Source organism: Agrobacterium sp. GW821-FHT14E08, from assembly GCF_058803865.1.
Genome location: NZ_JBXAPJ010000001.1, coordinates 1,245,482 through 1,258,553 on the forward strand (window position 1 = coordinate 1,245,482; position 13,072 = coordinate 1,258,553).

At 59.0% G+C, this 13,072-nt stretch carries 12 protein-coding genes; 8 read left to right on the forward strand and 4 right to left on the reverse strand.

Annotated elements, in window-relative coordinates; all coding sequences use genetic code 11:
- The first annotated feature begins 171 nt into the window (after positions 1 to 171).
- Together AC1ROR_RS06120 and AC1ROR_RS06125 are read left to right on the forward strand one after the other, a co-directional pair.
- The gene (locus AC1ROR_RS06120; RefSeq protein ID WP_498589180.1) at positions 172 to 948 is read left to right on the forward strand and encodes a formyl transferase; all 777 of its coding nucleotides are present in this window, start codon (positions 172 to 174) and stop codon (positions 946 to 948) included.
- A gap of 94 nt (positions 949 to 1,042) precedes the next feature.
- A complete protein-coding gene (locus AC1ROR_RS06125; protein WP_498588880.1) occupies positions 1,043 to 1,972 on the forward strand; it encodes a methylenetetrahydrofolate reductase in 930 nt (309 codons plus the stop codon).
- Positions 1,973 to 2,036: 64 nt separating this feature from the next.
- Here the strand turns inward: AC1ROR_RS06125 and AC1ROR_RS06130 are convergent, their stop codons facing one another.
- Complete coding sequence (locus AC1ROR_RS06130) at positions 2,037 to 2,975, reverse strand: LysR family transcriptional regulator (RefSeq protein WP_191856260.1); 939 nt, start codon at positions 2,973 to 2,975, stop codon at positions 2,037 to 2,039.
- 726 nt (positions 2,976 to 3,701) lie between these two features.
- Here AC1ROR_RS06130 and AC1ROR_RS06135 point away from each other — a divergent pair.
- Positions 3,702 to 4,742, forward strand: a complete 1,041-nt coding sequence (locus tag AC1ROR_RS06135; RefSeq protein WP_035222987.1) for a GlxA family transcriptional regulator — start codon at positions 3,702 to 3,704, stop codon at positions 4,740 to 4,742.
- Positions 4,743 to 5,017: 275 nt separating this feature from the next.
- Here AC1ROR_RS06135 and AC1ROR_RS06140 read toward each other — a convergent pair whose 3' ends face one another.
- Positions 5,018 to 6,493, reverse strand: a complete 1,476-nt coding sequence (locus tag AC1ROR_RS06140) for an NAD(P)H-hydrate dehydratase (protein ID WP_498588881.1) — start codon at positions 6,491 to 6,493, stop codon at positions 5,018 to 5,020.
- Positions 6,490 to 6,762, reverse strand: a complete 273-nt coding sequence (locus AC1ROR_RS06145) for a hypothetical protein (RefSeq protein ID WP_498588882.1) — start codon at positions 6,760 to 6,762, stop codon at positions 6,490 to 6,492. Before AC1ROR_RS06145 ends, AC1ROR_RS06140 begins: the two co-directional genes overlap by 4 nt.
- 89 nt (positions 6,763 to 6,851) lie before the next feature.
- Here AC1ROR_RS06145 and AC1ROR_RS06150 point away from each other — a divergent pair, with 89 nt between their 5' ends.
- From AC1ROR_RS06150 to hspQ, 4 genes are all read left to right on the forward strand, one after another.
- Entirely contained in the window at positions 6,852 to 7,190 is a 339-nt protein-coding gene (locus tag AC1ROR_RS06150) for a P-II family nitrogen regulator (protein WP_003508042.1), read from the forward strand.
- A gap of 73 nt (positions 7,191 to 7,263) precedes the next feature.
- Positions 7,264 to 8,673: a type I glutamate--ammonia ligase gene (gene glnA, locus AC1ROR_RS06155; protein ID WP_003495537.1), complete on the forward strand. Its 1,410-nt coding sequence runs from the start codon at positions 7,264 to 7,266 to the stop codon at positions 8,671 to 8,673.
- Positions 8,674 to 8,768: 95 nt separating this feature from the next.
- Positions 8,769 to 9,689: a DMT family transporter gene (locus AC1ROR_RS06160; protein WP_035222982.1), complete on the forward strand. Its 921-nt coding sequence runs from the start codon at positions 8,769 to 8,771 to the stop codon at positions 9,687 to 9,689.
- 91 nt (positions 9,690 to 9,780) lie between these two features.
- Complete coding sequence (gene hspQ / locus AC1ROR_RS06165) at positions 9,781 to 10,110, forward strand: heat shock protein HspQ (protein WP_003508038.1); 330 nt, start codon at positions 9,781 to 9,783, stop codon at positions 10,108 to 10,110.
- 95 nt (positions 10,111 to 10,205) lie between these two features.
- Here hspQ and AC1ROR_RS06170 read toward each other — a convergent pair whose 3' ends face one another.
- On the reverse strand, positions 10,206 to 10,862 hold the full coding sequence (locus AC1ROR_RS06170; protein WP_035222980.1) for an invasion associated locus B family protein: 657 nt from the start codon (positions 10,860 to 10,862) through the stop codon (positions 10,206 to 10,208).
- Between the two features lie 326 nt (positions 10,863 to 11,188).
- Here AC1ROR_RS06170 and AC1ROR_RS06175 point away from each other — a divergent pair, with 326 nt between their 5' ends.
- Positions 11,189 to 13,036 (forward strand): extracellular solute-binding protein, encoded by a 1,848-nt coding sequence (locus tag AC1ROR_RS06175; protein WP_498588883.1) that lies wholly within the window; start codon positions 11,189 to 11,191, stop codon positions 13,034 to 13,036.
- Positions 13,037 to 13,072 lie beyond the last annotated feature (36 nt).

The window sequence follows — 13,072 nt, forward strand, 5'->3', positions numbered from 1 at the left end:
CTCCCCTATGACTTGCGTCCAAAAGCAAGCGCCAATGTGATATGCGTCACATTAACGTGAGCCGCAAAAATCGGTTCCACCGGCGTTTTAAAAAATCACGTCGATGAAAATTAACATGTTTTTCAAGTTCGTAACGGAAACTCGCGCCCGAGGAAAAATCGTGTGAGTGACATGACTGATATCAACAATCGGCTTCTGGTAATGACGGCAGGCGGCCTGAACCCCAATGTCATGATCAATGCGCTGGCCGCCCGTTTCCCCGACATCCACGTCTTCGTGGAACAGCCGGAAAGCAAATCGGCAATTCTCAAGCGGCGCGCGCGACGGCTCGGCTGGATCGCTGCCGCAGGCCAGATGGCAACCATGGTCGCTTCGAGGCTTGGCAAACGCTTCACACTCAAACGAACGCGGGAGATCATTGCCGAACATGGGCTGCTTCCCGATCTCCATCATGCGGTGCCCGTCACGCAGTTTTCCTCACTGAACGACGAGGAATGCCACAGGGCCGCCAACACGTTACAGCCGGCAGCGATCTTCACCATTTCCTGCCGTCTTTTATCACCCGCCACCCTCCGGTCATTGCAATGCCCGGTCATCAATTTCCACGCCGGCATCAATCCGGCCTATCGCGGCCAGATGGGTGGTTACTGGGCGCTGGTGGAAAAGGACCGGGGTAATTTCGGCGCCACCGTTCATCTGGTCGACAGGGGCGTGGATACCGGCGCAACCCTTTATGAAAAACGGCTGAAGCCCTCGCCTTCCGACACGATCGCCACCTACCCGCTGCTTTTGACCGCCGGTTCGGTCGATATTGCCGTCAGCGCCATTGAGGATGCCCTTTCCGGTAGCCTGTCGCCAAAACCGCCCTCGCCCGGGAAATCCGTGCTGCGGTTTCCGCCGCCGATATGGACCTGGCTGTGGAACGGGTTGACGAAGCGGGTCTGGTAGGCACCCCAGTATCCGGCCATATGAGGCCAAGCTTCGTCGCAGATGCAGGCCTGTCTTGCCGCAACAGGCAAAGACTTGGGTGAAAAACCGGTGCATGATAATAAAAAGGACCATGCACAAATTGCCCGATATCACCACCTCTTCCATAATCCCTGCTTCCATTGAGGCCTCGCCCGCACAGGTGCTTGGCCCGGCAAGTCTTGCCGGCCTGTTCCCGCAAGGGGTGCGCGTCTATCTGACCGACACGGGAGCGGCCTCGCAGGGCAGGCTCGTGGATGCCGCCAGACATCTTCGTGAACTCGGCTACAACCCCGTGCCGCATCTTGCAGCGCGGCGCATCTCCTCCCGCGCGGACTTTGAGGAACAGGTGAAGCGGCTTGCGGGCGAAGCGGGTGTGTCGGACGTGCTGGCGGTCGGCGGCGGCGTCGACAGGCCCGCCGGTCCCTTCGCATCCAGCATGGACATGCTCTCGACCGGCATCTTCGATCGCTGCGGCATAAAGCATATCGCCATCGCCGGTCATCCCGAGGGCAGCCCCGACTTCAGCGAGGAGACGGCAATGGCCGCGCTCAGGCTGAAACGCGATTTTGGCGAAAGAACCGGTGCGACGATGCGTATCGTCACGCAATTCGGCTTCGATCCCGCGCGCTTCATCGCCTGGGCGGAAGGGCTTGCGGCATCAGGCATAGACCTGCCGGTGCATATTGGCGTTTCCGGCCCGGCGAAGATCACGACGCTATTGAAATATGCCGCTCTCTGCGGCGTCGGCAACTCCATCGCCTATCTGAAGAAAAACGCGCTATCCCTGACAACGCTGGCGAAGGGCCACTCGCCGGAAAGCGTCGTCGGACCGATTGAACGGCACTGGCAGGCCAATCCGTCAGGACCGATCCGGCAAATCCACGTTTTCCCCTTTGGCGGACTGCAAAATTCGGCCGACTGGCTGGTCGGCCGTGGAAGCTGGCAATCCACCGAACAGAACAACACGGGCCACTCGGCATCGCCGGGCTCGGTTGCTGTCTAGGACGCCGTCTGCGGCGCGACGGACAGCGCCGCCGCGCAAGCACCCGAGTTATTCGCACCGCGCCTCAGGCCGCCTTGGCAACCTCGACAAACGCATTGCGGATGCTTTCCGCCACCGCGAGGATGGGACGCGAGGGCTTTTCGGCCGTGATCAAACGAATATCGAAACAGCCAAGTTCCGGCAGACCTTCCTTGTCGCCGAGAATGACCATGTCGTTTAACACATAGGATCGCGGCAGGGGTGCGATGGCAAGATCGGCGGCAATCGCCGCGCGCTGCGCCATCGTGTGACCGCTGAGATAGGCCACGCGGAAATTGCGCCCGCGCTTTTCAAGCGAATTGATCGCCTCCGAACGCCAGATGCAGCCCTCTTCCCAAATCGAGATCGGCAGCGGATCGCGCAGATAGGCCGTGCCGCATTTTGCCCCCGCCCAGACGAGGCGCTCGCGCATCAGCACCTCGCCGGTATCTCGCAGCGGATGCGAGGCACAGTTGACCAGCGCCAGATCGAGCCGCCGTTCGTCCATACGCTTGTAGAGATTGGAGCTGGAATCAATGGTGACATCGATCATGATGCCGGGAAACGCCTCGGCAAAACGCTTGAGGATGCCCGGCAGCAGACCGCGCTCACCAATATCCTCGGGCGCGCCAAGACGGACCACGCCTGACAGTTCGGGCATGACAAAACGCGACACGGCCTCGTTGGACAGTGCGATCATCCGGCGCGCATAGGTCAGAAGCGTCTCGCCATGCGCCGTCAATGTCACCGAGCGGGCATCGCGCAGGAACAATGTCGTCTTTAACTGCTCCTCGAGCTTCTTGATCTGCATGGAAACGGCCGAGGGCGTTCTGAACACCACCTCGGCGGCGGTGGAGAAATTTCCCGTTTCCGCAATAGCGACGAAGGTTCTCAATATGTCGTTATCCAGCAACGGCAGGGGTTGGCGGAAAGTCACGGTCATGGCACGCACCTTCAAATATTTTGATTTATAGATGGATATCATTTCGTTTGATTGAATGTCAACAAGGGCGCACCATCCGGGACATCGAGTGACAGGGCCGAACACGGCCTCTTCGGAGCCAGGCACTCATCGTGCAAGGCAGGCATAGAAGCCGGCAGGCTCCGCTGGCCAGTCATTCAAAACATTGATGAGTGATATAAAATTCATTCTCTTGTTTGATGGAATATGCAGGCGCATACCGAATTCGCAAACAGGATCGTGGTTCAGGAAAGGATCAAGACAATGACCATGATACATTATCTCCCAACGGTGACACGCTCTCCGCATCGTCCTCCGTCCAGCTGGCTGCATCGCGTGTCGGGCTATGTTTCCGGACTGTATCAGTCATGGCAGCGTGCAAGAATGCTGCGTGCGCTGGAAGGATTGCCCCCTGAAACATTGAAGGACATTGGATGGCCGACGACGGACAACAACCGCATGCGCATCGTCCGCAGATAAATCGAGACCGGTGGTTCGCAATCGCCTTGAGACTTGCGAACCACCCCGCCAGGCCATAAAAGCAACGGCAACGGCGTAAAATGACCTGCCTGTTTTACACGCGACACAACGCCTTCTAAAAAGGCTCAAGGCAAATTTTGCATATTTCAAAAGCGTTTTTTTGACAGCCCCGATTCCACGGCGTATTTTTCGCTAAAGATGTCGTAAACAGGACATCCAGAAGACCAATTCCAAGAGAGGAATTGCGTATTCGCAACGGAGCACGGGCAAATGAGCAAGAACTCCCAGAAGAAACGCTCAATCGTCTTTTTTCTCATTCCGCAATTTACCATGCTGCCCTTCGCTGCAGCGGTTGAAACGCTTCGCATCGCCAACCGAATGCTGGGCTATCAGGCCTATGAATGGCGCATCGCCTCGCTCGACGGCCAGAAGGTCATGTCATCCAGTGGCATCTGTCTTGAGGCCGATACCTGTCTTGCTGACGAACGGCGATACGTCAGCGGCGAAAACCGCCCGGAAATGGCGATCATCTGTTCGGGCATCGATGTCGACCAGCACATCAACAAATCCGTCAACGCCTGGCTGCGCGAAGCTTATAATCGCGGCATCGCCATCGGCAGCCTCTGTACCGCCGCCCATATTCTGGCGCAGGCGGGCCTTTTGAACGGCAAACGCTGCGCGATCCACTGGGAAAACCTGCCGGGTTTTTCCGAAGCCTTTCCGCAGGTGGAAGTCTATGCCGACCTCTTCGAAGTCGACAGCAACATCTATACCTGCGCCGGCGGCACGGCATCGCTCGACATGATGCTGAGCCTGATCGGCCAGGATTTCGGCGAAAACCTCGTCAACCGCGTCTGCGAACAGCAATTGACCGACCGGGTCCGCAGCCCCAATGACCGCCAGCGCCTGCCGCTGCGCGCCCGCCTCGGCGTCCAGAACAGCAAGGTCCTGTCGATCATCGAATTGATGGAAGGCAATCTGGCCGAACCGCTGTCGCTGCTCGATATAGCCGATGCCGCCGATCTGTCGCGCCGGCAGGTGGAGCGCCTCTTCCGCCAGGAGATGGGCCGCTCCCCGGCCCGCTATTACCTCGAAATCCGCCTCGACCGCGCCCGACATCTGCTCGTTCAATCGGCCATGCCAGTGGTCGAGGTTGCCGTCGCCTGCGGTTTCGTCTCGGCCTCGCATTTTTCCAAATGTTATCGCGAAATCTACAATCGCACGCCGCAGCAGGAACGCGCCGAGCGCAAGCTGCTGATCAGTGCGTCGCGAATGGCGATGGCGAGCCAGGCAGGCAAGGCCGCGCATTGAATGCTGGATTGAATGCCTCAAACGCGACGGAACTTGTTTCCGGGTTAAAAACCTCTCCTCCGTCATGCCGGACTTGATCCGGCATCCAGCCACGGCGCGTCCGCGCCGTGAAAAGACTCTCTCGCGATCAAGGACTTGATCGCACTGAACCCCGGATCATCCTCGGGCTTGTTCCGGGGACCGGGGTGACGGAGTGCGGATGATGGAACTGTGCAAAAACCACCGGATCAGCGAGCGGTCGGCAGCCAGCAAACAGCGAACACAATCAGGCTAACTCACCCAAACGGCCGAACCGCATGGGACAAATCCTCCGCCGTCATGCCGGCCCCTGCCCTCTTGCCCGCCTCCCCATGCAGCCAGACACCGGCCGCAGCCGCTTCGAAGGCGGGGGCTCCCTGCGCCAGCAGCGCGCCGATGATGCCGGCAAGCACATCACCTGATCCGGCCGTCGCAAGGCTCGCAGGCGCATTCGTGTTGACCAGCGCCCGGCCGTCCGGCGCGGCAATCACCGTATCCGCGCCCTTATAGACCAGCACCGCGCCGCTGCGCGCCGAGGCGGCCTGCGCCCTCTCGATCTTGCTCAATCCGGCATCCTCAACAAGATCGGGAAACAGCCGCGCAAATTCTCCCTCATGCGGCGTCAGCACGAATTTTCCCGTGCCGGATGTGACGCGCTCGAACAGGGTCTCCGGGCGATCCCTGAAAGCGGTGATCGCATCTGCATCCAGAACCACGGCCTTGTCGCCAAGTAGGGACACGAACTGCCGCGCCTTTTCAAGATCGCCGAAACCGGGGCCGAGAACGAATGCGCCATGGCGTTTATCGTCCAGCCAGTGCCCTAGATCCTCGGCATCATTCAGACCGGCACTCATCACCGCCGTCAGCGTCACCGAAAGCACGTCGAGCGCTTCTCTGGGGGCGGCGATCGTGACGATGCCAGCCCCCGCCTTCAGCGCCGAAAGCGCCGTCATCCGGCTTGCCCCGGTCGCATGCGGCGGGCCGGAAAAGACGGTCAGGTGCCCGCGCCGGAATTTATGGGTCTCCATATCGGCATGCGGCAAGGCATCCCGCCAGATCAGCGGATCATTTTCCGCCACCGATCCCGCATGGGCAGCAAGGATGCGGGAGGGAATGCCGATATCGAAAACCTCCAGCGCCCCGCATAATTCTCGGCCGGGCAGAAGCAGATGGCCGGGCTTGCGCGCCATGAACGTCACCGTGCGCTCCGCTTTGAATGACCCGCCCAGATGCACGCCCCGGCGGCCGCAAAGGCCGGAAGGCAGATCGATGGCAAGTACAGGAACGCCAGCCTTTTTCACCGCTGCGATCACACCGAACAGTTCCTGGGGAATATCGCGGGACAATCCGGCCCCAAAAACTGCATCGATCACCACGTCACCGTCGAGCGGCACATAGTCGCCAAGCGGCAGTGGTGTGATCCCGCTTCGCTCGAAAGCCGTTCGCGCATCGCCCTTGAGTGCTCCGACATCGCCAAGGTGATGAACGGCAACCGCCGCACCGCTTTGCAAGAGTACACGCGCCGCCACATAACCATCGCCGCCATTGTTGCCACCGCCGCAGAGCACCACGAAACGCAGCGCCTGCGGGTGATGACGAAGGGCCGAGGCGGCGACCGCCTGCCCCGCCCGCTCCATCAAATCGTAAAGGGGAATGCCGGATTGACCGGCCGCCGCATCGATGCGGGCCATGACAACAGGGTCGATCAGGAAGAGGTGCGACGGGGATTTCATGGCGCGATCATTCCCGCAAAACGTCGGAAAGGCAATCGATACAAAAATAAGCAGATCGTCACGACCAAATAATAGTCAAATGCATAAAATATAACCAATGAAACTTGGCGCTGGCATCGCTCTTCAAAATATTCAATATCGCTAAAATAATACAAATCCGTAGAATTGGTGATGGAATTTTCGGGTTTTGGCGAGAAATTGGCCGGAAAACCGCAAAAAGCGAATGCTTTTTGTGCCGGAAGGCCGGGGGAGCGAAGTTTTTTCTTCAAGCCCGCTTCCGATCTGGCACAATACGTGCATTCTTGTGGCAGAGCGGGAATAACCTGCTTTAACGGGAGAAGCGGAGAGATATTTTCTCATGAAAAAGATCGAAGCGATCATTAAGCCTTTCAAGCTCGATGAAGTGAAGGAAGCCCTTCAGGAAGTCGGACTTCAGGGAATCACGGTCACGGAAGCAAAAGGCTTTGGTCGTCAGAAAGGCCACACGGAACTTTACCGCGGAGCGGAGTACGTCGTGGACTTTTTGCCGAAAGTGAAAGTCGAAGTCGTATTGGCGGATGAGAATGCGGAAGCCGTCATCGAGGCGATCCGCAATGCGGCACAGACCGGACGTATCGGCGACGGAAAGATTTTCGTTTCCAATATCGAGGAAGTCATCCGCATCCGTACCGGTGAAACAGGCGTGGACGCCATATAATTAGAACCAGGTCCTAAGCCGGGGAGGCTTGGGTTTTCACCTCGTCACCACCACACTCAAGGAAAACGTTTAAATGACGACCGCAAACGATATCTTGAAGCAGATCAAGGATAACGACATCAAGTTCGTGGACCTGCGCTTTACCGACCCCAAGGGCAAGCTGCAGCACGTCACCATGGATGTGGTGTGCGTCGATGAAGACATGTTCGCCGATGGCGTCATGTTCGACGGCTCCTCGATCGCCGGCTGGAAAGCCATCAACGAGTCCGACATGGTGCTGATGCCCGATCCGGCAACCGCCCATACCGACCCGTTCTTCGCCCAGTCCACCCTGGTCATCCTTTGCGACATTCTCGACCCGGTCTCGGGCGAAGCCTATAACCGCGACCCGCGCGGCACTGCCAAGAAGGCAGAAGCCTATCTCAAGGCATCCGGTATCGGCGACACCGTTTTTGTCGGCCCCGAGCCGGAATTCTTCGTCTTCGACGACGTGAAGTACAAGGCCGACCCTTACAACACCGGCTTCAAGCTCGACAGTTCCGAACTGCCGTCCAACGACGACACGGATTACGAGACCGGCAACCTCGGCCACCGTCCGCGCGTCAAGGGCGGCTATTTCCCGGTTCCGCCGATCGACAGCCTGCAGGACATGCGCTCCGAAATGCTGACGGTTCTGTCGGAAATGGGCGTGGTCGTTGAAAAGCACCACCACGAAGTGGCTGCCGCACAGCACGAGCTGGGCGTGAAATTCGACACGCTGGTTTCCAGCGCCGACAAGATGCAGATCTACAAGTACGTCGTCCACCAGGTCGCCAATGCCTATGGCAAGACGGCAACCTTCATGCCGAAGCCGATCTTCGGCGACAACGGCTCGGGCATGCACGTGCACCAGTCGATCTGGAAGGGTGGCAAGCCGACCTTCGCGGGCGACGAATATGCTGGCCTTTCCGAAAACTGCCTCTACTACATCGGCGGCATCATCAAGCACGCCAAGGCCATCAACGCCTTCACCAACCCCACCACCAACTCCTACAAGCGTCTGGTGCCGGGTTATGAAGCGCCGGTTCTGCTCGCCTATTCGGCGCGCAACCGCTCCGCATCCTGCCGTATCCCCTTCGGCTCCAACCCGAAGGCAAAGCGCGTCGAAGTCCGCTTCCCGGACCCGACCCAGAACCCCTATCTCGGTTTTGCGGCCATGCTGATGGCCGGCCTCGACGGCATCAAGAACAAGATCCACCCCGGCAAGCCGATGGACAAGGACCTTTACGACCTTCCTGCCAAGGAACTGAAGAAGATCCCGACCGTTTGCGGCTCGCTGCGCGAAGCGCTGGAAAGCCTCGACAAGGACCGCAAGTTCCTGACCGCAGGCGGCGTGTTCGACGACGACCAGATCGACTCGTTCATCGAGCTGAAGATGCAGGAAGTCATGCGTTTCGAAATGACCCCGCATCCGGTCGAATTCGACATGTACTACTCGGCCTGATCGGCATTCGGGACGCTCTTCGGAGCGTCCCTTTCATTCCGGCGGCTTCCCAGGAGGCCGCCGTTTTCTTTTGAAGCCCAGCCATATCGCGAAGAATGTCGAACAAGCCAGCCTCTCAGCAAAACCGCCTTACGGACTGGCTCATCTTTCTGGCTGTGCCGTTCTTTTTCTCCAGCAATGTCATTTTCGGTCGTGGCGTCGTTGGTGAGGTCTCACCCTTCATCGCCGCCTTCATTCGCTGGATTGGATCGACCCTTATCATCGCGCCCTTCATGATCGCCGACTGGCGAAACTGCCTCGCCTTTGTGCGCCATAAAACGCTGCTCTGGCTTGTCCTCGGCATCCTCGGCATGGGCATCTGCGGCGGTGTGGTCTATTGGGGCCTCACCATGACGACGGCCGCCAACGGCACCCTGATCTATACGACGTCGTCGCTGTTCATCATCCTGTTCCAGCGCGTCTTCCAGGGCCGCCCCATCAGAAAGCTCGAAGTCGCGGGAATGATCATCGCCTTTGCGGGCGTGGCAGCCATCGTGCTCAAGGGCGATATGTCGGCTCTCTGGCACTTGAATTTCAACATCGGCGATTTCGCCATATTGACGGCGGCGATTGCCTTTGCGGTCTATTCGCTGCTGCTGCGCGACCCGGCGGCACGGCAGATGGCCTCCTTCAGCCTCTTCGGCCTGATCGCGCTCTCCGGCGCGCTGGTCCTTCTGCCGCCGGCCGCGCTGGAACTGGCGCAGGGCGGATTGTTGCCGGCCACACCAATGGCCTGGGCGAAGATCGGCGGCATCATCCTGTTCGCTTCGCTGCTCGCCTTTTATTGCTTTACCCATACGGTGCGCGTTTTTGGCCCCGCCACGGCGGGTATCACGCTCTACATGATGCCTCCCGTCTCGATCCTGATGGCCACGCTTTTCCTTGGCGAGACCTTCGAGACCTATCACGCCATTGGCATCGTGCTGGTCACCGGCGGCGTCGTCATCGCCACGGCACCGATCGGCCGCAGGGCCTGAACGGCAGATGGCGGATAGGGACGGGAGAACCCCTAGCCCTTGATATTCCGCATTCCGCCCCCAACTATTAGTGGGAAAGGAAGTTCATGCCATGAAACAAAGAGACGCAAAATTCACGCTTGGCGAGATCGTCCGCCACAAGGTGTTTCCGTTCCGCGGTGTGGTCATCGACGTGGATCCGGAATATGCCAATACGGAGGAATGGTGGAACGCCATCCCCGCGGAAATCAGGCCGGATCGCGACCAGCCCTTCTATCATCTTCTGGCCGAAAACGAGGAGACGGAATATGTCGCCTATGTTTCCGAACAGAACCTCGTCCACGACGAAAACGAGACGCCGCTGAGAAATCCCAATATCGGCCGCATCTTCGACAAGGCGCCGAACGGCGAATGGCGCCCGAAAATGTCGACTGCGCATTAAACGCAGTTCCGACAGCGAGCCTCCCCAATCCCCGAACATAAAAAAACCGGTCTGTCGCCAGACCGGTTTTCCTGTTTTTGGAGCTTACGCTGCAATCAGGGCTTCGGCGCGCCCTTGGCGGCGTCCTGTGCGGCTTCCAGCTTCTTGCGGGCTTCTTCAGCCTTCTTCTGCATGCCTTCCTGCAGACTGCGCTGGCTTTCGGCAAGCTGCGACTGGCTGATCGGAGCGCCGTCATAAGCGCCCGTGAAGCCGGAAAGTGCAATCTTGATGGGGTTCGGCGCGCGGCGGAAGTTGATGGAGGTGAAGACCACCTCGCTACCCTTCTTCAGCGACGCGATCATGGCGTCCGTCAGCGGCACTTCAGCCGTGCACTTGTCGGGAAGGCAAACGGCGTAATCTAGCTTCTGGCCCTTGCCGCCGTCGATCTGCATCATCACGCCCGGAGGGATGAGGCGCGCGGTCGGAACGGAAACCTGCAGCAGCTTGCGGTTGACCTTGCCTTCAACGGTGATGAGGCCGACAGCGGTGATCATCTGGCCGTTCTGGGCAAGAACCACGTTCTGCACGACGCAGACATCGTTGTCTTCCTGCTTGGAGCAGGTCTTGAACCAGCCAAGCGGAGGAGCGCCTGCGCCCTGAGCGGCGGGAGCAGCATCCTGCGCCTGCGAGATGGCCGGAGCGGACATTGCGCCGAGAGAGAGGACCAGAGCGGACAGAGCCGTCCGGGTGAATGTGTTTGCCTTTTGCATCATAAGAGTTCCGTCTCCTGAATGTCTGCCAGAACAGAACCGCTAAGGTCCTGCTCGCCGATGGCGGTATCCTTCTGCCCGTTCAACTGTCGTTTAAATGAGGCAAATGCGTGACCCGTCTCTTCCGGCCACCCTGTTACATGCCGATCGCGGCGATATCCAGCACTTCTTTAACTTTTTCTTGAGCTGGGCCAAGATTTCCCGCCCGCGCATGGGTCCGGCCATGGGCCTGTGCTACATATTTGCCAGAATCATAACGAAAAAACCAATCATGACGATAAACCGATCATCATGACAAATCGGACGGACAGTTGAGACAGGATAATAAGATGCGCGACCTTGCGGCCCTCATCCCCGCATTGTTTCTTTTGGGTTCATCCCTGCTTTCCGCCGGGAGCGCCCAGGCGCAGCCGCTTCACGGCATTTCCATGCACGGCACACCGGCCCTGCCGGCAGACTTCCGGCACTTCCCTTACGTCAATCCGGACGTGAAGAAAGGCGGCCGTATCTCCTATGGCGTCGTCGGCACCTTCGATAGCCTCAACCCCTTCGTTCTCAAGGGAATGCGCACCACCGCGCGCGGCGTGTGGGACCCGGAATTCGGCAATCTGCTCTACGAACCGCTGATGCAGCGCTCCAGCGACGAACCCTTCAGCCTTTATGGCCTGCTGGCTGAAACGGCGGAGTGGGACGAAGAGCGCAGCTTCATCCAGTTCAACATCAATCCCAAGGCAAAATGGTCGGATGGCGAGCCGGTCACGCCTGACGACGTGATTTTCACCTTCAATCTCCTGAAGGAAAAAGGCCGCCCCCCCTTCAACAGCCGTCTCGACGGCGTAGCGAAGCTGGAAAAAATCGGCGACCACAGCGTCCGCTTCACCTTCAATGAGAAGGCAAACCGCGAAACGCCGCTCATTCTCGCCTCCTCCACCCCGATTTTGCCGAAACATGCGATCGATCCGGAAAAATTCGAGCAGGCGGGCCTCGGCCCGGTCGTGGGCTCGGGTCCATACCGAATCAAGACGCTGCGTCCGGGCGAACGAATCACCTGGGAGCGGAACCCGGATTATTGGGGCAAGGATATTCCGAGCAAGGTCGGCTTCGAGAATTACGACGAGATCAGCGTCACCTATTTCCTGCAGGTCACCACCATGTTCGAGGCCTTCAAGAAGGGCGATATCGACATTTACCCCGAAGGCGACGCCATCAACGGCACCTCAGACACTTCGCATTGGGGGCAGGCTTACAATTTCCCGGCCGTGCATCGTGGCGATATCGTCAAGGATGTTTTCCAGCCGCGCCTGCCATCAGGCATGTTCGGCCTGGTGTTCAACACCCGCCGCGCCGTCTTTGCCGACGAAAAGGTGCGTGAAGGCCTGTCCTACGCGCTCGATTTCGAATGGATGAACAGAAACATCCTCGGCGGCGCCTTCAAGCGCACGCAGAGCTACTGGCAGAATTCGCCACTCGGCGCCTTCGGTAATGCCGCCGATGAGCGCGAGCTTGCGCTGCTGGGCGACGCGGCGAAAATCATGCCGCCGGAACTGCTGGCTGGAACCTATGCCATGCCGACCACGGACGGCACCGGCGCCGACCGCAAGGTACTGAAACTGGCCGTCGAAAAGCTGAAAGAGGCCGGATACAGCATCAAGAACGGCAAAATGTCCGACGCCAATGGCCGCCAGCTTGCCTTCGAGATCATGACACAGAACCCGGCGCAGGAGCGCATCGCGCTCGCCTATCAGCGCTCGCTCAATCTGATCGGCGTCGCCATGGGCATTCGTTCGGTCGATGACGGCCAATATCAGGCCCGCTCGAACAGCTTCGATTACGACATGATCATCCGCTCCCTGCCCTCCTCGCTCTCGCCCGGGGCAGAGCAGCTCAACCGCTGGAGTTCGCTGTCACGAGACGCGCAGGGCAGCTTCAACTATGCGGGGGCTGCCAGTCCCGACATAGACCGGATGATCGAAGCCCTGTTACAGGCCCGCTCGACGGAAGATTTTCAGGCGGCGGTGCGCGGCTACGACCGTCTGCTGGTTGCCGGCCACTACGTCATTCCGCTCTATTACATCGGCGCCCAATGGATCGCGCGCTGGAAATATATCGACCGCCCGGATATGACCCCGATATCAGGCAATCAGAAACAGACCTGGTGGGATGCGCGGGCGCAATAACCGCCCCTGCCCGGTCCAAGCAACGGAAGATAAAAC

Coding starts and splice junctions, on each gene's coding strand:
- AC1ROR_RS06130 (WP_191856260.1), bottom strand. CDS start 2,975: ATGATATCCATCTATAAATCAAAATATTTGAAGGTGCGTGCCATGACC.
- AC1ROR_RS06135 (WP_035222987.1), top strand. CDS start 3,702: ATGAGCAAGAACTCCCAGAAGAAACGCTCAATCGTCTTTTTTCTCATT.
- AC1ROR_RS06175 (WP_498588883.1), top strand. CDS start 11,189: ATGCGCGACCTTGCGGCCCTCATCCCCGCATTGTTTCTTTTGGGTTCA.
- AC1ROR_RS06120 (WP_498589180.1), top strand. CDS start 172: ATGACTGATATCAACAATCGGCTTCTGGTAATGACGGCAGGCGGCCTG.
- AC1ROR_RS06150 (WP_003508042.1), top strand. CDS start 6,852: ATGAAAAAGATCGAAGCGATCATTAAGCCTTTCAAGCTCGATGAAGTG.
- AC1ROR_RS06170 (WP_035222980.1), bottom strand. CDS start 10,862: ATGATGCAAAAGGCAAACACATTCACCCGGACGGCTCTGTCCGCTCTG.
- hspQ (WP_003508038.1), top strand. CDS start 9,781: ATGAAACAAAGAGACGCAAAATTCACGCTTGGCGAGATCGTCCGCCAC.
- glnA (WP_003495537.1), top strand. CDS start 7,264: ATGACGACCGCAAACGATATCTTGAAGCAGATCAAGGATAACGACATC.
- AC1ROR_RS06140 (WP_498588881.1), bottom strand. CDS start 6,493: ATGAAATCCCCGTCGCACCTCTTCCTGATCGACCCTGTTGTCATGGCC.
- AC1ROR_RS06160 (WP_035222982.1), top strand. CDS start 8,769: ATGTCGAACAAGCCAGCCTCTCAGCAAAACCGCCTTACGGACTGGCTC.
- AC1ROR_RS06125 (WP_498588880.1), top strand. CDS start 1,043: ATGATAATAAAAAGGACCATGCACAAATTGCCCGATATCACCACCTCT.